Origin of the sequence: Maridesulfovibrio ferrireducens (assembly GCF_900101105.1) — a bacterium.
Lineage (GTDB): Bacteria > Desulfobacterota > Desulfovibrionia > Desulfovibrionales > Desulfovibrionaceae > Maridesulfovibrio > Maridesulfovibrio ferrireducens.
The window spans coordinates 789,883-810,060 of the sequence record NZ_FNGA01000002.1; the positions used below are offsets into that span (position 1 = coordinate 789,883).

Here is a 20,178-nt window from a genome sequence, read left to right on the forward strand (position 1 = left end):
CATATCATGTTATAAGGTTGTTCACTTTTGTTGACAGTACACATGCAGCGAGATATTCATTGATAATGCACATTTTAAAAGACACCGGTAACACTATTTTTTTTACAGAAATAGGCATTGGACTACTTATTTTAATAGCCGGCGCAGCTTGTTATATTGCTTTGATCAAACACATCCGTACCAATGAAGAAAACCTGTATAAGGTAACCAAAACAGGCTTCGCAATTCTCATTTCATTCATTTGCGCCTTTATGATCGGCTATTCGGTTGTTATCTTTTCCGTAATATTCCACTATCATTTTGATTTTAATGCCATATTCGGCCCCATTCTTTTTTTGGGATCTATTTTTGTTCTTGCCTCGGCCTATTTCAATGTCGGGTTATTTAAAAAATTACTAAATTCTAATGTGGAGCTGAAAAAACAGGCACTTCACGACTATATGACGGGACTGCCGAACAGACGACTGCTCGTGCGTAAGATCAGTCTCGCATTGGTTAATAAACATAATAACAAGAACAAAGGATTCGCTGTTGCATTTATAGACATATTAAATTTCAAACGGGTAAATGACAGTTTCGGACATTTTGTCGGAGACGAGATTCTTGTTCAAACAGCTGACCGGATAACGGGAGCAGTACGAAACATTGATACTGTGGCCAGATTGGGCGGAGATGACTTCGTCATCCTTATTGAAAATGTGACCCCACGGCAAACCGTCTGGTTCATGAAAAACATTAAAAAAGCACTGCAAGCGCCCTATACCATTGACGGGGTGGAGTTTAGTCTAGACATAAGCTATGGAATTTGCACCGATAAGCATGGGGACAATCATCCCGAAGATCTCATCAACAAAGCAAACATGGCAATGCGAATTTCAAAAAAACGCGGAAAAAATTATTTCTCTTTCTTTGTCGAATCCATGCTGAACTCAGCTCAGGATCTTCTTAAATTTGAAAATGATTTTCATAACGGCTTGCTCAACAACGAATTTTATCTAGTCTTCCAACCCCAATATACACTTAAACCCGAACTGGCACTGAAAGGTTTCGAAGCTCTTATCCGTTGGAATCACCCTGACAAAGGCTTAATCAGCCCCATACAATTTATTCCGCTTGCCGAAGAAACCGGATTAATTCTTAAGCTGGACCGCTATGTACTCGATAATGCCTGTAGAATATGGGCTGATTGGCTGGGAAAGAACCCATCATGCTCATCCTTACAGATATCGGTCAACATCAGTGCATACCATATGAAAATTCCGACATTTGTCCATTTCGCAGAGCAAACCACTACTAAATACAACATTCCTACAGATTCACTGGTAATTGAACTGACTGAATCAGCTATTATTGCAGACCCTGATCTCGCGTCTCAGAAACTTGATGCTTTGCATGCGTTAGGCATTCAATGTGCTATTGACGACTTTGGAACAGGTTACTCGTCATTGACCTATCTGACCAAATTCCCGACTGACATCCTTAAAATTGATAAGAGCTTCATTAAAGGAATTGAATCAAGCGCAAGTGCGAAACAGATTGTGAAATCAGTCATAGATCTTGCTCATGGTTTGAATATGGTAGTAGTTGCCGAAGGAGTTGAAATGAAATCACAACTTAAAATTCTTGAAGAACTAGATTGCGATATGGTGCAAGGCTTCTACCTGTCTATGCCGCTTTCTGAGCAAGATGCGTTTGATATATCTACCCAATAGACATCTCAAGAACCACTCTTTGCAACGATCACACAATTTCGAGAACCGTCTTTTGCTCTGTAAAGGGCGGCGTCAGCTCGTTTAATAAGGGCTTCACCTGTTTCACCCTTTACATAAGCAGCCACACCCAAACTTGCTGTTACATTCTCTTTCATCACCGGGAAATGCAACTCTTCAATTTTTCCGCGCAGTTTCTCTGCAAGCTGTACTGCACCGTCAAGCTTCGTTTCCGGACAGATAATCAAAAACTCTTCGCCTCCCCAGCGTCCAAGAACATCCGTTTCTCTTACACTGATTGAAAGCAATGATGAAATTGCCACGAGAACGGTATCCCCGGCATGATGCCCATATATATCGTTAACTCTTTTAAAGTAATCTATATCCAACAAAATCACGGAGAAAGGAGTGTCATAACGGACGGACCGGGCAAGCTCCCTCTCCATTTCACTATCGAGCATATATCTATTGAAAACTTGCGTTAATCTGTCGGTTTTATAGAGAGAATCCAGCTTTGAATTCATTAAAAGAAGCTTCTTATTATACCTTGAAATAATATTATATCGATACAGCAACAGCAAAATGAAGAAAACCAACACGGCTAAAACCTTCCAAACCAGCGAATAATCCACTCCTTTATCATAATGAACAGATATCCAGCGATTAAGAATTCCCTGTCGCTCTTCATATGAAATAGAAGCAATAGCCTTGTTCAAAATTGATAATAACTGAGGTCTGTCATTTCTTACTCCAACAGACAGGTCATAGATCAGATCAAGCTTCCCGGAAATTTTAACATCAAACATACCATTTTTTTGAATTTGATAGCTGATTGCAGGAACAGTATCAATGTATCCCAGAACGCCTTCTTCGTGGATTTTTTCAAGCCCCGTAAGCGCGTCTTCAACCTCTATAATTTTTATATTCGGATACTTATTACGTAGCAATTCAATTGCAGCGTATCCTTTGGTAACGGCAAAAGTTTGATCGGCAACGCTGTCAAAATCATCTATGAACATTTTATCAAGAGCAGTCGCCACAACCAACGGAAAGGATATATATGAAGAACTGAATTTTAAATATTCCCGGCGCGTCGGGGTAGAAATAGCAGACGGAAGAATGTCGCACTTACGCTCACGAGCGAAGGATAGAGTCTGTTCCCATGAATCAGTAGGGATAAGCCGAAAATCCTTCCCTATCCGCTGCGATAAAAGATTCATAAAATCTACAGTGATTCCTGTACTCTGACCTTTTCTATCTATCTGTTCATAAGGCATCCAGCTAGGATCAATACTCATGGAAATATAATCAATTCCAGACAGATAAGCTCTTTCATCAGCATCAAATCTAAGAGAATCAATATATGGATCGTGATTTACATCACCCACAAGCCACTTGCGGCGAAGTTGATTCTTTTCATATTCGGGAATTGCGGCAAGCCCCTTATTGAGAATCCCGATTGCTTCGGGCCAATCATTTCGAACTCCGAAAACAAATTTAAGATATTCTCCCAAAGGATATGCTATCTGCAAATATGGAAGACCAAGTTTGTTTGCAGAAAACAGTGTTCCACCATTTCCAAATGTAACATCGGCTTTGTTGTTAACAACAGCTTTAATCATTTCTTCTATAGTCGCACATTCTAAAACACTGGAATTCTTAAACGAACGGGCTAATTTTTCATCAGCCATATTACCTTTATGGACAGCAATAATTTTGCCATCTAAATCTCTATCAGATTTAATATTTTTAGGATTTCCCAGCGGAACCAGCATCATCTTTTGTATAATTGAATAAACATCGGAAAAATTGAGATATGCTTTGCGTTCCTCATGGGCGATGCCTGTGCTCAATCCGTCAATCTGTCGCAATTTAGCCTTTTTCTGCATTTCAACCCATTTTCCAGGCAGCAATTGAAAATTAGATCCAGTCAGTTCATTTATTTTATCGAGCACTCCCTTATCAAATCCAGAAATAGAACCATCTTCGTTAACAACGATATACGGCTCCCAGTCTTTCTCTGTCCCCAGAGTAATCACAGGATGAGCTTTGATAAAGGCTTTCTCTTTTTTTGTGAGTTCAACATGAGAAAATGATTTAGCAGCAGAAGTAGAAGTAGCACCGAAAAAAGGAAAAACTAAAAAGAAAAACAACATAAAAACAACAATATTTTTCATATATTCCCAAATTTTACAAAATAGACTGCCATATTAATACTATGCTTTTAATTTAAGGACAAACACTTAAAACAATTTATAACACGGAATGTGGGCACTTCTATATATTAATGTTATATGCTAACGGTTCAATTCGTAACGCCACTAATCATTTTTTGCACATTAATCTTTTGTGGATGAAATCGCTTGTGAATCGGCATTACTGCCAAAGTGTTTCATAGAATAGGTCTTTTTAGCTTAAATCTATTTTAAGACGAGACATACGAACAAAATAAAAAGGCTTAGAAGATTAATCTTCTAAGCCTTTTTTGAATTGATAATTGCAAGTAAAATGATCAGCAAATACTACGCCTTTAACTCATCCTGAAGTTTATTATAATTATCAACACTGACGAAATAGTCAGGATCGGACAGCACGTTAACAACACAGATCTTCTCCGCCTTCTTAATCAAGCGGACGCAATCCTTGCTAAGATGCCACAGATGAACAGTCTTGCCCGACCGCAAATACAGCTCGGTAACTTTATTGACCATTTCAATTGCGGATTGATCCATTATACGGGACTCCTGAAAGTCGATAATAATATTCTCCGGATCATCTTTCACATCAAACTTACTTAGAAATAATGTTGTGGAACCAAAGAATAACGGTCCGTATATCTGATAATGTTTGATTCCATGTTCATCAACAATCTTTCTGGCACGAATTCTAAGTGCATTTTCCCATGCGAAAATCATAGCGGAGATAATAACACCGCAGATTACAGCAATAGCCAAATCATATTTGACGGTGAGAAAAGTTACCAGAACGATAACAGCAACATCCCATTTAGGAACTTTATTCACTATATTGAATGTGCTCCATGCAAAAGTCTTGATGACGACGATAAACATAACACCGACCAGCGCGGCAATAGGAACCATTTCAATATAAGTAGAAGTAAACAAAATAAAGAACAGCAAGGCAACAGCGGCGGTGATACCGGATAGGCGACCGCGACCACCGGAAGTAATATTGATGATACTCTGCCCGATCATTGCACATCCGCCCATTCCGCCGAACAACCCGTTGGTGAAATTAGCAACACCCTGAGCTATACATTCACGGTTTCCGCTTCCGTGAGTGTCAGTCAATTCATCAATAAGAGTTAATGTCATTAAAGATTCAATCAGTCCGATGGCTGCCAGAATCAAGGCGTAAGGAGTAACAAAGGTGAGAGTTTCCCAAGTGAAAGGAATCTGAGGAATTGCAAAAGTAGGAAGTCCCGCTTTTATTCCTGTGCCTCCATTAACCTTAATAAAAGAGAGAACTGTTGCCGTATCAATCTGAGCAAAAATAACCAGAAGAGAAACAGCGATTATAGCTATGAGTGCGCCCGGTGCTTTTTTATAAACCATAGGAACTGTGAATAAAATACCCATTGTCAAAGCTACCAATCCTATCATTATCCAGAGAGGTTCTCCCTGAATCCATGTGCCCTCAGCCTGAAACATATTTAACTGGGATAGAAAAATTACAATTGCCAGCCCGTTTACAAATCCCATCATAACGGACCTTGGAACCATTCTTATAAACTTTCCTAAGCGAAAGATTCCAGCCAGACTTTGAAAAATACCTACCAGCAGCAAAGTAAAAAACAGATATTGAAGTCCAGCATGAGAACCGGCTCCACCCAAAGCATTTCCTTCCAGGACCAGATTAACCATAACAACGGCCATTGCGCCTGTAGCTCCTGAAATCATGCCGGGGCGTCCACCTAAAATGGAGGTCATAATGCACATCATGAATGCACCGTACAGACCTACAATCGGAGAAACTCCTGCTACAAAAGAAAATGCTACTGCTTCCGGCACTAATGCCAACGCCACCGTAAGCCCTGAAAAAATATCACTTTGAATACTGCCCTTTGAATTCGATACTAAAGTATGACTGGCTTCCATCAATAATTCCTTTTTATTTATTAACAAAAAAAAGACGAGACACACAGGCCCAGCCTAACATAATACGGCGCAATATGGAGCGATAAAAAATCGCTCCTATGGCCTTCAATCAAATATTTGAAATCCAAGCCGAAAATATCACGTAGAAAAACAATCCCGGCAATCCGGAACAGAACGCTATTATATCTTAATTACTACAATAGTAATTAAAGCCCCTGACAAGGCTCTTTATTTAAAATGATTGCTATTACTTATGAAACGGAAAGAAGTACGAAAGAGGGGTACATCGAAACGGTGTGCATAAATATAAGACTTATCCTCAAGCAGACGGTGATTATATGGCTTTAAAGCTTTAGTCAACATTCCACGTCGCAATTCAAAATTGCATAATCTCTTCAACAAAAACACCAGCCGTCAACACTAGACGGCTGGTGCAACTCATTTAATAAACAAACTTAAAACCGTTCAAATTCAGAACTGAGATCATCACTCAAATCAAGAGGGGCACCGTCTAACTTTTCTGGAGTTGAACGCTTTTGCTCCAAAGCCCGCATTGAAGGAGAATCTCCGAACTCACCATCTGTCTTGAAAAAGCTCATTAACGACTGCATCTGCTGCGCCTGACTCGCCAGCTCTTCAGAGGTCGAAGCCATCTCTTCAGAAACTGAAGCGTTCTGTTGAACGACCATGTCCAGCTGTTCAACAGCCTTTGAAATCTGCTGAGTTCCTGAATCCTGTTCTTCCGAGGCTGCTGATATTTCCTGAACAAGATCAGCGGTCCTCTTGATATTAGGAACCAGCTTCTCAAGCATACGTCCGGCCGCCTCTGCGGTGGCAACAGAGGAACTCGACAACTCGCTGATCTCAGCAGCGGATTGCCCGCTTCTTTCTGCAAGTTTTCTGACCTCTGCGGCAACTACAGCAAAACCTTTTCCGTGCTCTCCGGCACGAGCGGCTTCAATAGCGGCATTAAGAGCAAGAAGATTAGTCTGCCGTGAAATCTCCTCAATAATTGAAATCTTTTCCGCAATATTCTTCATAGCTTCAACTGTTTGAGTTACAGCTACCCCGCTTTCTTCACCGTCCTTAGAGGATTCAACTGCAATCCTTTCAGTTTCTTTTGCATTATCAGCGGTTTTCCTTATAGTCGCCCCCATCTCTTCCATTGATGCCGCAATTTCCTCAATTGAAGAAGCTTGTTCTGTAGAGCCTTGAGCCATCACAGAGGACGAAGATGACAATTCTTCACTTCCTGCTGTGACATTCTGAGATGCACCGGTAATATCAGATACAATATCAGCCAACTTCTCACCCATCTGCCTTAATGCATCAGCAAGCATTCCAATTTCATCCTTCTGATGAATATCAACCGTTGCAGTAAGATTTCCTCTTCTAATTTCCTGAGCAAACGTTACAGCCTTGATAATCGGCCCGGTAATTATTTTTACAATACACCATGCAAACAAAATTCCTGCAACAATGGCCAAAAGACCTATGGTTATACTTATAGTTCCAAGCATATCAACATGCTCAGCAGTTTTTTTCGCAGTTACATCAGCAAGCGCCATTGCTTTTTTTGAAATACTGTCAACAGCAGGTTCAATTTTATGAACTTCCGCACGCATCGCAGATGTCAATTCAGTGATAATTATGTCTTCTTCAACGAGAGACTTAAAGGCCTTCTCATATTTTGCAACATAAGCTTTAGATTCATTTTTATCTGCATCCGAGATTTCAGAAAGATTCACAGATTCAGTCAAACGCTCTAATCCGGCTTCTACATTTGATGCGTACTTTTTAGCACCCCTTAGAATATAGTCTTTTTCCTCTTTGCGGATCGAAAGTATAAGAGCATTACCATTGGGAATATATATGGAACCAAGAGCCTGCTCCATAATGCGAGCGGCAGAACGCATAGTTCCTGTATAACTGGCTTCAGGATTTCTCAAATAACCATTCAGTGCGTCAGAATATTCTTTGAGCCCCTTCTGCTGTTCTACTTTAGCAGAATCAGAACACTTACTAACGTTAAGCTGCTCTTCATATATAGTAATAGCGTTCAGCAATTTGTCTTTATACTTAGGAGAACCGGTGCGGATATAGTCCTTTTCATAACGGCGAATCTGCAAAAGAGAAATGTACAATTCGTCTACATTCCTTTCTCCGAAAAAATTCTGCAATGCATGAGCCGCACGTCTGAACTCCCCTTGTAAACCGGATTTAGGGTCCAACCCTTTTGTCTCATAAGCCTCAACCAGCTTCCGAAATGAACTTTTATAACTGGATGCAAAACCAATTACACCGGAAGCTAATCCTTCAATTTCTGAATTTCCATTCTCACCGGCTAACCTGACAATTGCTTTTGCCTGATCAGTCAATTGCGCGATGTTTTCATCAAGTCTCGCCAGATATTTTTTATCCATCCGAAGCATGAAATCTTTTTCGTTTCGGCGGCTTTGAAGCATCAAAGACTCAATACGACCCGCGTGAAGACCAATAGCCATGTCCACTTCCATATGCTTTTTAAATCCCGAAGACATAGAATTAGCGGCATAGCGATCAACAGAAATAACAACAACCAGAAGTGTAATAATTAGGCCGAAAGCGAGCCCCAATTTAACTCCAAGCTTAACATTCTTCAACATTTGTTCACTCCCGAGTTATGAGTCCCACGAAAACAGCCTAAGTAAAAAAACCGCAAGTTATAACCAATATACCTTTTTTTTGTTTCAGTTCAATAAAAACATTTAATCTGATTATTATATTTCCTGCCCCGGATTAAAAAACTTCAACCGGTGCCAGACCGAATCTAGTATTTTAACACTGGACTATTCTCTATTCTTTCGGTCATTATTTGAGATTAAAAACTAAGAGGTGCAACTATGTTTCGATATTTATCAAGCGCAATATTAACTGTCTTTCTGTTTGCCGGAGCCGCCTTTGCTGAACCTATGCAGAAAGGAGAAAACTTCCCCGACATTACCCTGACTGGCAACCAGACCGCAGTTCAGCTTTCCTACCTTGGATTATCCGGCAATGGCCCGTGGCAGCTTAAAGATATTGATGCTGACTTTGTTATTATTGAAATTTTCAGCATGTACTGCCCACACTGTCAGGCGGAGGCTCCAAGCGTTAACAAACTGTTTGCGGCCCTCAAAAAGTCCAAATCAAATGCCCGCATAAAGCTTATAGGTGTAGGCGTTGGAAATTCTGACTTCGAAGTAAATTTTTTCAGAAAAAAATACCAAATAGAATTTCCACTTTTTGATGATCTTGATTTTAAAATATATGAAGAAGTCGGAAAGCCCGGAACACCACATTTTTTTATGGTTGACCTAAAGGATAAAAATAAACTTAAAACTGTTTCATCTTTTGCGGGAAGAATGAAAGATCCTAAGAAGTTTCTGATAAGTCTGCAAAAAGCCGCAGACTAATAGAAAGTCTGAAAAAATAAAGGAACAAACATGACTAAATACCTACGTCTTTACAGTTCACTTGCCGCCCTTCTGATATGTATATGCGCCGCGCCTTCATGGGCGAAAGTTCCTGCCGAACTTGTTTATCAAACCGGTAAACTTAAACCAGTGGACAGCGTGCTTAAGGTTGCTGTCGGTGAAACCGCACCGGACTTTGCTCTACCATCTCTTGCTGGTAAAGCTGTGCAACTTTCATCCTTTAGTGGTAAGAAAAATGTTGTAATATCCTTTGTCCCCGCAGCATTCACTCCAATATGCTCGGACCAATGGCCCGGATACAATATTGCACAGGAGCTCTTTGAACAGAATGATGCAATCCTACTGGGTATTACAGCAGACAATATTCCGACCCAATATGCATGGACACGCCAGATGAATGAAGGCGGAGTATGGTTCCCCGTACTCTCTGATTTCTGGCCTCACGGCAAAGTTGCACAATTATATGGAGTTCTTAGAACAGACGGAACCACTGAGCGGGCAATTTTCATAATAGATAAGAAGGGAATCATCCGCTACATTGATGTTCACGACATAAACACACGTCCGGATTTAGGCGAAATTATCCGTTCACTCAGAAAAATTAATAAATAAAAAGTCTTGATAAAATCACGATGCAAACTATTAATTGATTTAAACTAGCCGAACTAAAGATGGTAAAAACAGGCAGGAAAACATCATGATTTTAGACAATCTGGAACAGTCTTCAATATATAATTTCGGCCCAGCATGGGAAAAAGCTTTTGAGTTTCTCCGTGAGCTGGATATTTCTATTGAGCCCGGCAGACATGTGATCGACGGAGAGAAAGTCTTTGCACAGGTAAGTGAATACCATACCAAACTTCAGGAAGAGGGACGCTTTGAGGCTCACCGCAAATATGTGGATATTCAGTTTCTGCTTTCCGGACGGGAAATCCTTGGCTGGGCCGACTTGCCAAGTCTGGAAACGGAAATCCTGTACGCCCCTGAGCGTGACGTGGAATTTTTGAAACCGCTCCCCGTAACACCGAGCCTGTCCACGCTTGTTCCGGGAATATTCATGGCTTTTTTCCCGGAAGACGGACATATGCCGGGACTCGCCGTTGGCAATAAACCGGAAGCTGTGAAAAAAGTTGTTGTTAAAATAGCTGTGAGTGCGCTTGTTTCTTAGGTTATTAATAAACATTCAAATAACCACTTTTACTTTTTAAGGTGAGCACGATGAACAAAGACTGGAAATATTATCTGGGAATAATTCTTATCAGTTACAGCTTTCTGCCGTTCTTAGTCTTTGCAATGCTCCCGTTTATTGATGTCGACATCGCCAAATCAGGAACTTTTGCCGTAATATTTCTAGCGACGGGAGAAGTTGCTTTTCTCAGCGCAGCGGCTCTTTTAGGCAAAGAATTCATCTTACTTATGAAGACCCGCTTTATGAGTATATTCAAAAAAACGCCCAGCCTTAAACGAATAAGCAGAACCAGACATCGCATAGGGGTAGGGTTAATGATAGCGAGCTTGCTACCATATTACTACGTTCTGTTTAGCGAAATTTTCTTCTTGCCTTTGGACCACGGGATTCTTACCGGAGCATTAATCTTGAGTGAGCTTCTCTTCATGACTTCAATGTTAACTCTGGGCAGTCAATTCTGGGATAGGTTGAAGCATCTTTTTGACTGGCCCGGTGCTGAGTAAATCCAAGCCGACTAAACCATTTTAGCTATCATCAAAGCTGCATTTAAAATCTTTCGAAAAATCACGACGTTCAAGAAGTTTTCCGCGAACGTAATTATACACATTAGTCTCGTGAACATTTTGCAGCCATAAAGGTCGAGTTTGAACCTGCATAACTGGAGCGACATCATAAATTGCGGGATGATCAACCCAGAAAACAGTATGCGGATCGGCAGGGCGTTCGATCAGACTTACAAAGGCGTTGGTAATGTCTTCAAAGTCGTAAAAGTTACCTTCAAAATATTGGAGCCCCTTAGGGAAATTAATATAAAGTGTTTCGGACTCACCCAGCTGACTCTCATTCAAAGACCCTGCAATATTATGAAGAGCCTTAAAAAATCCGGTTGCAAGAGCATCATCACTATCAAGCCGGGTTGTGAGAAGCCAGTTTGCATCAGGAGCCATATCCTGCATACATGCTTTTACTTGAGGTAAAATAGTGGAGTACTCTCCACAAAATAAGGGAATAAAATTGGAATACTTGCTGTAAGCCTGAATAAGCTTTCTATAGAGCTGGGGAGTCTTTTCATCGAAAAGTACCAGCCACTTAAAATTCTGATTCTCTTGCGCACAAATAGAGGGAAAACAAAACCTCTGAAAATAATCAAGACGCAGAGAAAGCCAAGTCTCCTCCAGACGTGCAGGAAAATCTTTAGGATAGATATTTACATTAAAACGCGTGATTACAAAATGACTGAATTCCAAACCATTTCTCCCTAGCTAATAATATTGTTCAATCAGGCTGACAGCCTAACCTTTCACATTCAAATATGATAAAGTTAATGGCTCGAACAGATGACTTTCATCATTATAGCTTAGAAGCTGACCGTCTTTAAGGTCAAAATACCAGCCATGAATTTCCAGATTGCCATTCTTGACCTGCTCCGCAACCCACGGAAAACTCAGAAGATTATTCATGGAATGCAGAATTCCTGCCATCTCGCAGGCTGTACACGCTTCCACACTTAAAGTCGGATACTGAGCGAAAACTTTATCCCGTACAGAACTCAAAATGGAAAGCCACATGCTGATAAATTCGTCTTCGTCCGAAATTTTATTTTCCATCAAAGACTTAATACCACCACAGGAACTATGACCAAGAATCATTATATTTTGAACTTTAAGGAACTTCACAGCATATTCAAGAGCAGAAGAAACCCCGTGATGCTTACTGTCAGGTTCATAAGGGGGAACAATATTCGCAATATTCCGCACAACAAAAATCTCACCCGGTTCACATTGCAGAATCAGGGAAGGGTCTGTTCGTGAATCACTACACGCTATAACCATCGTCGAAGGATTTTGGTGCTTTTGCAGCTCTAAAAAAGGAGAATTTTCACGGAAATAATATTCATCACGAAAATTCTTGAACCCATTGATAAATTTACGAATCTCTTTCATATTTTTTAATACTTATTATGTGAACGGTTACAGTTAATTTCAATCCGCAGAATCATCCGAATCTTCTCCCAGCAAAAGAACCACCCGGTTTCGGCCCTGATCTTTAGCTTCATATAATGCAAGATCAGCGCGAAGAATAATATCATCAATTGACTGATCCGCCGAAGTTGCCAACGTGGCACCTATACTGACTGTCACAGGGACAGACAGATCAGACTGCTTTCCCAATTTTTCCTCAATCATCGCCCTGACACGTTCGGCCACAAAAGCTAAACTGTCCGCATCAGCCCCATCCAGCACGAGAAGAAACTCTTCTCCGCCGTAGCGCCCAAAAGAGTCATACGGACGCAGGGAATCGGAGACTAAACTGGCAAGTTCCTGCAGAACGGTATCTCCCTTCTGATGACCAAAGTTATCATTAACCGACTTAAAAAAATCCACGTCAATCATGAGACAGCCAAGTGAGACAAGCTTTCTACGATGACGGGCAAACCCTTCGGTAAGACGGGTCATAATAGATGCACGGTTAGCCACATTTGTAAGGGCGTCAGTTGTTGCCATCCTCTTTAACAAGGCCTGAGTCTTGTCCAGACGCTGCTGCATATTGCGAAAGAAAAGCCACAGGATGAGCAGCAAAACACCGACAGTGACAACTCCAAGAGCTACGATAACAAAATAATTATGATGCAAAGACTTATTTATTTCATCAAGCTTAAAGGAAACACTGATGCCGCCACGCACCTGCCCAACTGCATATCCCTGCTTGCCATGACAGACTAAGCAGGACTTATCTACCATCAGAGGAGCCATATAGCGCAAGCGCCCCCCGTTTACATCATCCTCAACGAGAAAAGCCTCTTTCTTTCCGGCTTTAAAGGACTGCAAAGACTGAGATTCAAATGAGTCAGGAGCGTTATCAGGATTCAAAGGATTCAGGCTGGTGATACGAAACGCGAAGAGATCATCATTGCCCGCAAGCTCTGAAATTTCACGAGTCATGAGAGCAGGATTCTTCAAAGTCAGCACACGCCCGTCATCGGCAAGAAGATCCGGATGCTCTAAATAAGGATTGGACTCCACACCGGGCCTCTTGAATACATAGACACCGCCGTGCTGAGCTATCCACTGACGCGTAAGCACAATGTTTCTAAAATTTGCACGGGCTTGAACTATCAACTGATCTTGCAAAAGAATCTTATTACGCAAAGCCAAAGCAAGAAAAAGACCCGCCATGCAAAGCCCGACGACTAAACAGACAAAAAGAAGATACCTTTTAAGTATATTTTTATCATTCAACATAGGCGGCCTAGTATTAAATGTTTCTAACAATCTGCAAAAAAAACAGACTTAGAACTAATTAATAACAAAGAAAGTTAAATCCTGCCACTTTTTTACAAAACCATAACAAAGTTACCTGATTATAATTTTAGTTGAACGGCAAAATAACGAGAAACAAAGCAATAAGCGGTGAAGGCAACCTGACTCTATTTTTTAAGAACCAAGGTCATAGCAGATGAAAAACAACGTCTCCGCACCAGCAGAAGAACAATAATTGATGAAAGCGCGGTTGAAGCAACAAGCATAAACATGACGACAATCTGATAACGCACAGCTTCTTCAGGATTTGCTCCTGCCAGAATCTGACCTGTCATCATACCGGGTATTGAAACCAGCCCCACACCCATCATAGCGTTAATCGACGGAATCATGCCCGCGCGCAAAGCTTTGCGGAAAATATCAACCGTGGCTTCCTTGAAATCCGCTCCGTGACAAAGCATCATTTCAACTTCATCGCGGCGAGTTCTGAGTTCGGAAAACAACCGCTCGAGCGAGATAGCAAGAGCGTTCATGGAATTTCCCGCCACCATGCCGCCAATCGGGATAAAATATTGAGGAGTCCACCACGGATCAGCGCCGATAACAACTTTTGTCACCAACGCCGTAATGAGGGTGCAGCTGAAAAGAACTGCCACCGTTGTAGGAAACAAATAAGATACACTTTTTTCCTTTACCCGCCCGTGAACAATACGCACTGAAAAAAACGCCATTACAGCGTACAATCCCATCACCAGCAACGCATTATTAAGCCCGAAAAGAACGTTCAGCAGATAGCCCATTGCAAATAATTGCAAGAAAGTACGAACAGCACCTATGGCAAGATCTTTCTCCAGTTTCAATTGATAAAACACTGAAACTGCGCCCGAAATAGTCACAAGACTGAGCGCTATCATCAACTGCGGCCATGAAATGGATATAAAAGAAGTTGTCATCAGAGCACCTCAACTTTGCCGTCTGCCACGGTAATATGCATATGCGGACATGTCGGGTGATAGCTGGTGTGACTTACCATTAATATAGCAATTCCCTGCCTTGCCAGATCCTCCGCAACTTCCTCAACCCGTTCCCGGCTTTCGCGGTCAAGCGAACTTGTAGGCTCATCAAAACAAATAGCATCCGGCTTACTCAAAACAGACCTGATAAGACATATTCGCTGCCGCTGCCCCACCGAAAGTGAACTGGCTTCCGCATCAAGCGAAACTCCATCAAGAGCAAGTTTTTCCATCCATTGCATGAGAAATTTATCATCTGGAGTAATGGTTTTTTTTCTAATTTGCAGAGTGAACGGCATCAATAAATTATCACGAACACTGCCGGGCAGAACAATAGGAGTCTGCTGAACAAAGCCGATTCTAGTTCTAAGCTCCGGCGGGTAAAAAGTATCAATTGAAGTACCGCGCAAAAGAATTGTGCCCTGCTGTACTTCTTCCAGCCGGACGGCAAGACGAAGTAAAGTAGACTTGCCCGCACCGGACGGCCCTGAAATCAAAACAAATTGTCCCGCAGGCACAGCAAAAGAAATATCATTCAACTCAAGCCCATCGGGCCAACTAAAATTCACGTTTTTAAATTCTAGAACAGGAACGCCCTGCTCACCTTTATCCGGTTGTGGAATGTTCATTTTTGTCTCGGTTAAATTGTTTAAACCCAACCCTATTTAACCTTACCTTTCTTCTTAATCACACGGCGGGGCTGAGCAGTTGCATTCTTCATATTATCAGGAAAACTTTCCTGTTTCGTAAAATTCATAAAACACACATCAGAACCGTCTACGGGAAGGTCTTTCATAAATATACGCTCTATAGGCACGACGACCGGACTGGCGACAAACGAAACAACTGTGCCGACAAGATTCAGCGCACTGAGTTTGATGCCGAAGTCTTTAAAAGTCCCGTGAACAGCCACCGGAGTCGCAAGGTTGAAAAACTCAGGCCGCTTCGGTGTAGGTGCGGCTTCAAGGTCAATAGTGCGCTTCTTAAAATCAATCGCAGCCTTTCCAAAAATACGCATCTTTGACGTATCAACCACAATGGATTCGGAATCCATCATACCGTTCTTAATGTCCATTTGAAGTATGGCGCAGTTTATCTTTGACTTTTCCTTTTCCACACTGTCCATAACAGCGGTAAACAGGTTTACTGCCCAAAGATCAATAATTCCTGATTCGAGATTCTGAGGCTTGGCACCGATGCGAAAATGACCATTTGCATATTCCATAATGGAATTAAAATCCGGAGCTTCGGACTTTAAAGAAATATCTAAACTGATAAGCCCGCCCATATCCGTATCAGGTTTAGCTTCGCGGGCTATAATACCGTAATCGAATTTATCTATCAGAGCATTAATACCAGCATTAACTCCCTGCTTTGTTATAGCAAAGGTTCCGTCAAAATGAGCGGCCCCCCCCGGGATATATAAATCCAGAGGATCAATGGAGAGCACTCCGTTTTTAAGAGATATAGCCAGCACTCCGCGCCCGAGACTGCTCTTACCTTTTTTAACTTCCTTTGCTTCGAATTTAAACTGGGCATCCAGACTGTTCATAAGTTCCGGACTTAAAAGATGTCTGACCTCAGAGCCGGAATCTATCTCAACATCAACTTTGGAAGTAGCATTAACGGGTGGCTCATCCTGACTTCCACCGGAAGGGGACCAGCCGTCCAAATTAAAATCATCAAGTTGAATTAGTTCGGCTGTAAGCTGCGTTTTTATATCCAGTTTCGCCTTTGTCCCGGGCACTTTAGCGATATAATTAGATAAACTTCCGCTACCGACCAACCTGCTTTCCCCTACCCGCACATCCAGCTTTTGCAAACTGGCTTTGCCTTTTTGCGCGTTCAATTCGCAAATGATTCCGTAATTTTTAAAAGGAGGAAGGTCAACTTTAAGTAAAGAATTTAGACTATTTAGATTATTACCTTTTACTGAAACACTCAGATTGGCAAATCCGGTTGAAGATGGAAACTGTACTTCTCCAGTCAGAGTGAACTGAGTCCGGGCAATCTCGCCATTTATTTCCGCCCAACTTTTCTGCGTTGCTAAAAATTCTGAAAGCGATCCGACCTTCACACCGACAATATAAGGATGCGCACCTATTATCCCCTTAAAATCAAGATAAAAAGGTTCCCCGGCCCGGCCGGCTCCATTGCATTCATCAATACGATACTCGGACCTCAGTCCGGGAACTATTTCGGTAACCTGAATATCTTTAAATAAAATTTTCTGGATACTTAAAGAATCAGAGCTCAGCTCTAAATGCTTTTTCTCAGCGACAGGTTCAGATTCTTTTTTTTCATCAATTTTCGAATGAGCCTCAGCGTCGGTTCCTTTAATTTCCATATCCCAGTTGACAGAGCCATCCTGCTTACTTTCAAGATTAAGCCGGATACCTTCAACCGTAAGCTCATGAATTTCAATCTTGGCTGCCAATAGTTTGAGGGCATTAACATGCAGTCTTGCGAATTTCAGGACAGCAAAATTTTTGTCTGAAAAACCGGGGGGATTGGCGATAGTAATATCAGCAACTTCAATGGCGGGACTGAGGGACGTAACAAACTTAAGCTCGCCGCCGAATGTAACTTTACGACCTAAAGCATAGGAAGAGACTTTTTCCAAAGACGGCTTAAGCAAAGTGGCATCAACCGGAATCTCAAAAAAAAGGATCGCGGCAACAGAAAGGATTGCCAGAACCACCAAACTTAAACCTGTTAATAAAAGTATGCGAATAGCTCTGAAAAAAGACATGTCCCCTCCTGAAAGTTATATCACGCGATAAGAATAAAGAGCGGTTTACCCTTTAAGCATGTATCCTCTTTAATTGATGTTCCAAGATATGTCCGCTATATAAATAAAGAGTTATCGGAATCAATATCAACTCACTGACACTAAATTATCAATCAACTATACCTAATTAACTACGGCTAATAAAAGTGACTATCAATAAAAATAACATTAATTCAGAGACTAAGAAAGCAGCAGAAGAGTATGTCGAACATATTTTTTGCCAGTCAGACAGTGATTGTGAAATAGTAAAAATATTAAAAAAAGATGCAAATGAAAGGGTTTACCATGATATGGTTGATAACCCCGATGAGTTTAAACAAAAACCTCAGCTTTTATCTATTGAACCTTGGAATGGTACAAAGCCTTCAAACCCTCGTGAATTTTTAAGCAAAAAGAAGGTTGTACTACCTTCTTTACCGCAAGTTTTAATTCAAATTAAACGTGTCATTAACGATCCTCAAAGCACCATTGAGGATCTAGTTGCAGTAATAAGCAAAGACCCTAAACTGGTTGCGGCAGTACTGCGCCTTGCCAACAGTAACATATATAATCTTAGCGAGAAGGTTGACACGCCGAGCAAAGCCGTTGCTGTTTTGGGCTTAAAAAAGGCGGGGCTTTTATCTCTCGGAACAGTGTCACTCAGTATGTTTAAAAAGTCTGAGGTTGCCGTTCTTGAACTTGAAAAATTCTGGAAACACTCCATAGCCTGCGGAATAATTGCACAGGAAATTGCCCGCACCGTAAAACTTGGCGATCCTGAACATTTCTTTGTGTCTGGTCTTCTCCACGACATTGGGGTTCAAATAATTTTTGAAAGTGAAAAGAGTCTTGCTCTTGAACTAATTCGTGTCGCCGAAACAAAACAAATAAGTTTTTATGATGCAGAAACGGAAGTGCTGGGATTTAATCATGCGGTTCTGGGAGGAATTATCAGCAAAGACTGGGATCTTCCGCAAACACTTATAAGAGCCGCGAAGGGTCATCACGATCCTGAAATAATCAAAACTGATCCTGAAGCTGCAGTTGTCCATATTGCTGATTACATCGCCAGGGCTCTTGGCTATGAACTTGGATTGTCAACGACTATAGGCAATTTAAATAAAGACGCATTAAAAAATATAGGAATAACTGCTGAGCAAATTAAAGAACTGATTCCTGAATTTAAAATATTGATTGGTGAAACTTTTAAAATACTGACCCCAGAATAAAAAACCCACCTGTTGTGCGGTTGCCAAACCACATAAGTCGAGATATCTTGGGCATAATGAATGACACCGGAGGAAGCATGTCCAAGAAAAAAGCAACAAAAGATATATCCAGAAGACAAGCGCTTAAACTGATTGCCGGGGGCACGTTAGGCGTTCTTACCGGATGTGCCGTTAATCCCGTTACCGGTGAACAACAACTCATGCTGGTTTCAAAACAAGAAGAAATACAGCTCGACAAACAGAACTCCCCTCATCAGTTTTCTGCCGACTACGGCCCTGTGCAGGACAGTGAAATCAATCAATACGTCACACAGGTGGGGCAATCTCTCGCCGCCACCAGTCACAGACCGGACATGCCCTATAATTTCCGTTGCGTTAATGCCAATTACGTCAATGCATACGCCTTTCCCGGCGGCAGCATTGCCTGCACCCGAGGTATTATGCTCAAGCTCGAAAACGAAGCTGAATTGGCGGCGCTGATAGGTCACGAAATAGGCCACGTAAATGCAAGACACACAGCAGCACGCATGAGTTCCAGCATGGCAACTCAGGGTGTTCTCGCCATAGGTGTTGGAGTTCTCGCGACACAAAGCAGCGAGCTCGTCCCGCTGGCCGCCGGACTTGGCGGAATAGGTGCAAGCCTGCTGCTCGCCAACTATTCCCGTGCCGACGAACGACAGGCGGACAGCCTCGGCATGAGCTATATGAACAAAGCGGGATATGACACGGAAGGTATGGTCGGACTTATGGATGAGCTCAATAAACTACACAAAACGGAACCTTCATTCGTACAGCAGATGTTTGCATCCCACCCCATGAGCAAAGAACGTTACGACGACGCAGTTAAAAAACGCAACACAACCTACGCCGGTAAACACGGTAAAATTCTGCGTGAACGATACATGGACAACATCGCCTCCATCCGCAAAATCCAGCCTGCCATTGAAGAAATGCAAAAAGGTGAAGAATCCATGAGCAAAAGGGCTTTTGTAAGCGCTGAGGAACACTTTTCCAAAGCCCTCAAAATTGCACCAAACGATTATGTAGGGCTGTTGCTCATGTCTAAATGTCAAATGGCGCAGAATAAAAACAGAGAAGCACTGCAATTTGCTGAACACGCCAAGAATGTTTATCCGGCCGAAGCGCAGGCTCTCCAGATTGCGGGAATATTAAACTTTGAAACAAAGCAATATAAACAGGCATTAGTTGATTTTAATGGGTACGACAAAAGATTGCCCGGCAACTCCATGATTACTTTTTTCAAAGGAATTTCCTACGAAGCTTTAGGGAATCGCCGCATGGCCGCGAGTGAATATTACAAATTCCTCCAGAACAATCGTGAAGGTAAATATGCTAAGCACGCATATGGACGGCTTAGTTCATGGGGATATGCGCAATAGCAAGCCAAGTTAATTCTATAAATAAATTTAACTTT

At 41.7% G+C, this 20,178-nt stretch carries 16 protein-coding genes; 7 read left to right on the forward strand and 9 right to left on the reverse strand.

Features of this window, described 5'->3' with window-relative positions:
* The first annotated feature begins 65 nt into the window (after positions 1-65).
* Positions 66-1,712: a putative bifunctional diguanylate cyclase/phosphodiesterase gene (locus tag BLT41_RS08375; RefSeq protein ID WP_092160091.1), complete on the forward strand. Its 1,647-nt coding sequence runs from the start codon at positions 66-68 to the stop codon at positions 1,710-1,712.
* Between the two features lie 5 nt (positions 1,713-1,717).
* Here BLT41_RS08375 and BLT41_RS08380 read toward each other — a convergent pair whose 3' ends face one another.
* The 3 genes from BLT41_RS08380 to BLT41_RS17435 all read right to left on the reverse strand — a co-directional run bounded on the left by BLT41_RS08380 (position 1,718) and on the right by BLT41_RS17435 (position 8,472).
* On the reverse strand, positions 1,718-3,886 hold the full coding sequence (locus BLT41_RS08380; protein ID WP_092160093.1) for a transporter substrate-binding domain-containing diguanylate cyclase: 2,169 nt from the start codon (positions 3,884-3,886) through the stop codon (positions 1,718-1,720).
* Positions 3,887-4,231: 345 nt separating this feature from the next.
* A complete protein-coding gene (locus BLT41_RS08385; protein WP_092160095.1) occupies positions 4,232-5,827 on the reverse strand; it encodes a SulP family inorganic anion transporter in 1,596 nt (531 codons plus the stop codon).
* A 455-nt stretch (positions 5,828-6,282) separates the two neighbouring features.
* On the reverse strand, positions 6,283-8,472 hold the full coding sequence (locus BLT41_RS17435) for a HAMP domain-containing methyl-accepting chemotaxis protein (RefSeq protein WP_244512229.1): 2,190 nt from the start codon (positions 8,470-8,472) through the stop codon (positions 6,283-6,285).
* Between the two features lie 237 nt (positions 8,473-8,709).
* On the opposite strand from BLT41_RS17435, the gene BLT41_RS08395 reads away from it, so the two are divergent.
* The 4 genes from BLT41_RS08395 to BLT41_RS08410 all read left to right on the forward strand — a co-directional run bounded on the left by BLT41_RS08395 (position 8,710) and on the right by BLT41_RS08410 (position 10,974).
* Complete coding sequence (locus tag BLT41_RS08395) at positions 8,710-9,261, forward strand: peroxiredoxin family protein (protein WP_092160097.1); 552 nt, start codon at positions 8,710-8,712, stop codon at positions 9,259-9,261.
* A 30-nt stretch (positions 9,262-9,291) separates the two neighbouring features.
* Positions 9,292-9,894, forward strand: coding sequence for a peroxiredoxin (locus BLT41_RS08400; protein ID WP_092160104.1), 603 nt, complete (start codon positions 9,292-9,294; stop codon positions 9,892-9,894).
* Positions 9,895-9,979: 85 nt separating this feature from the next.
* On the forward strand, positions 9,980-10,450 hold the full coding sequence (locus BLT41_RS08405; RefSeq protein WP_092160109.1) for a NanQ anomerase/TabA/YiaL family protein: 471 nt from the start codon (positions 9,980-9,982) through the stop codon (positions 10,448-10,450).
* A gap of 50 nt (positions 10,451-10,500) precedes the next feature.
* On the forward strand, positions 10,501-10,974 hold the full coding sequence (locus BLT41_RS08410; protein WP_092160110.1) for a transporter suffix domain-containing protein: 474 nt from the start codon (positions 10,501-10,503) through the stop codon (positions 10,972-10,974).
* A gap of 21 nt (positions 10,975-10,995) precedes the next feature.
* Here the strand turns inward: BLT41_RS08410 and BLT41_RS08415 are convergent, their stop codons facing one another.
* The 6 genes from BLT41_RS08415 to BLT41_RS08440 form a co-directional block, all read right to left on the reverse strand.
* Positions 10,996-11,718, reverse strand: a complete 723-nt coding sequence (locus BLT41_RS08415; protein WP_092160112.1) for a glycosyltransferase — start codon at positions 11,716-11,718, stop codon at positions 10,996-10,998.
* 45 nt (positions 11,719-11,763) lie between these two features.
* Positions 11,764-12,414: a carbonic anhydrase gene (locus tag BLT41_RS08420; protein ID WP_092160113.1), complete on the reverse strand. Its 651-nt coding sequence runs from the start codon at positions 12,412-12,414 to the stop codon at positions 11,764-11,766.
* Positions 12,415-12,453: 39 nt separating this feature from the next.
* Positions 12,454-13,713 carry a diguanylate cyclase gene (locus BLT41_RS08425; RefSeq protein WP_092160114.1) on the reverse strand — a complete coding sequence of 420 codons (1,260 nt, stop codon included), beginning with the start codon at positions 13,711-13,713 and terminating at the stop codon, positions 12,454-12,456.
* 185 nt (positions 13,714-13,898) lie between these two features.
* The gene (locus BLT41_RS08430; protein ID WP_092160115.1) at positions 13,899-14,684 is read right to left on the reverse strand and encodes an ABC transporter permease; all 786 of its coding nucleotides are present in this window, start codon (positions 14,682-14,684) and stop codon (positions 13,899-13,901) included.
* Positions 14,684-15,373, reverse strand: a complete 690-nt coding sequence (locus BLT41_RS08435) for an ABC transporter ATP-binding protein (protein WP_092160116.1) — start codon at positions 15,371-15,373, stop codon at positions 14,684-14,686. Before BLT41_RS08435 ends, BLT41_RS08430 begins: the two co-directional genes overlap by 1 nt.
* Before the next feature lie 32 nt (positions 15,374-15,405).
* Positions 15,406-17,496, reverse strand: a complete 2,091-nt coding sequence (locus BLT41_RS08440; RefSeq protein ID WP_092160117.1) for an AsmA family protein — start codon at positions 17,494-17,496, stop codon at positions 15,406-15,408.
* A gap of 185 nt (positions 17,497-17,681) precedes the next feature.
* On the opposite strand from BLT41_RS08440, the gene BLT41_RS08445 reads away from it, so the two are divergent.
* Positions 17,682-18,743, forward strand: coding sequence for an HDOD domain-containing protein (locus tag BLT41_RS08445; RefSeq protein WP_244512230.1), 1,062 nt, complete (start codon positions 17,682-17,684; stop codon positions 18,741-18,743).
* Between the two features lie 77 nt (positions 18,744-18,820).
* Positions 18,821-20,143 (forward strand): M48 family metalloprotease, encoded by a 1,323-nt coding sequence (locus BLT41_RS08450; RefSeq protein ID WP_092160119.1) that lies wholly within the window; start codon positions 18,821-18,823, stop codon positions 20,141-20,143.
* Positions 20,144-20,178: the final 35 nt, after the last annotated feature.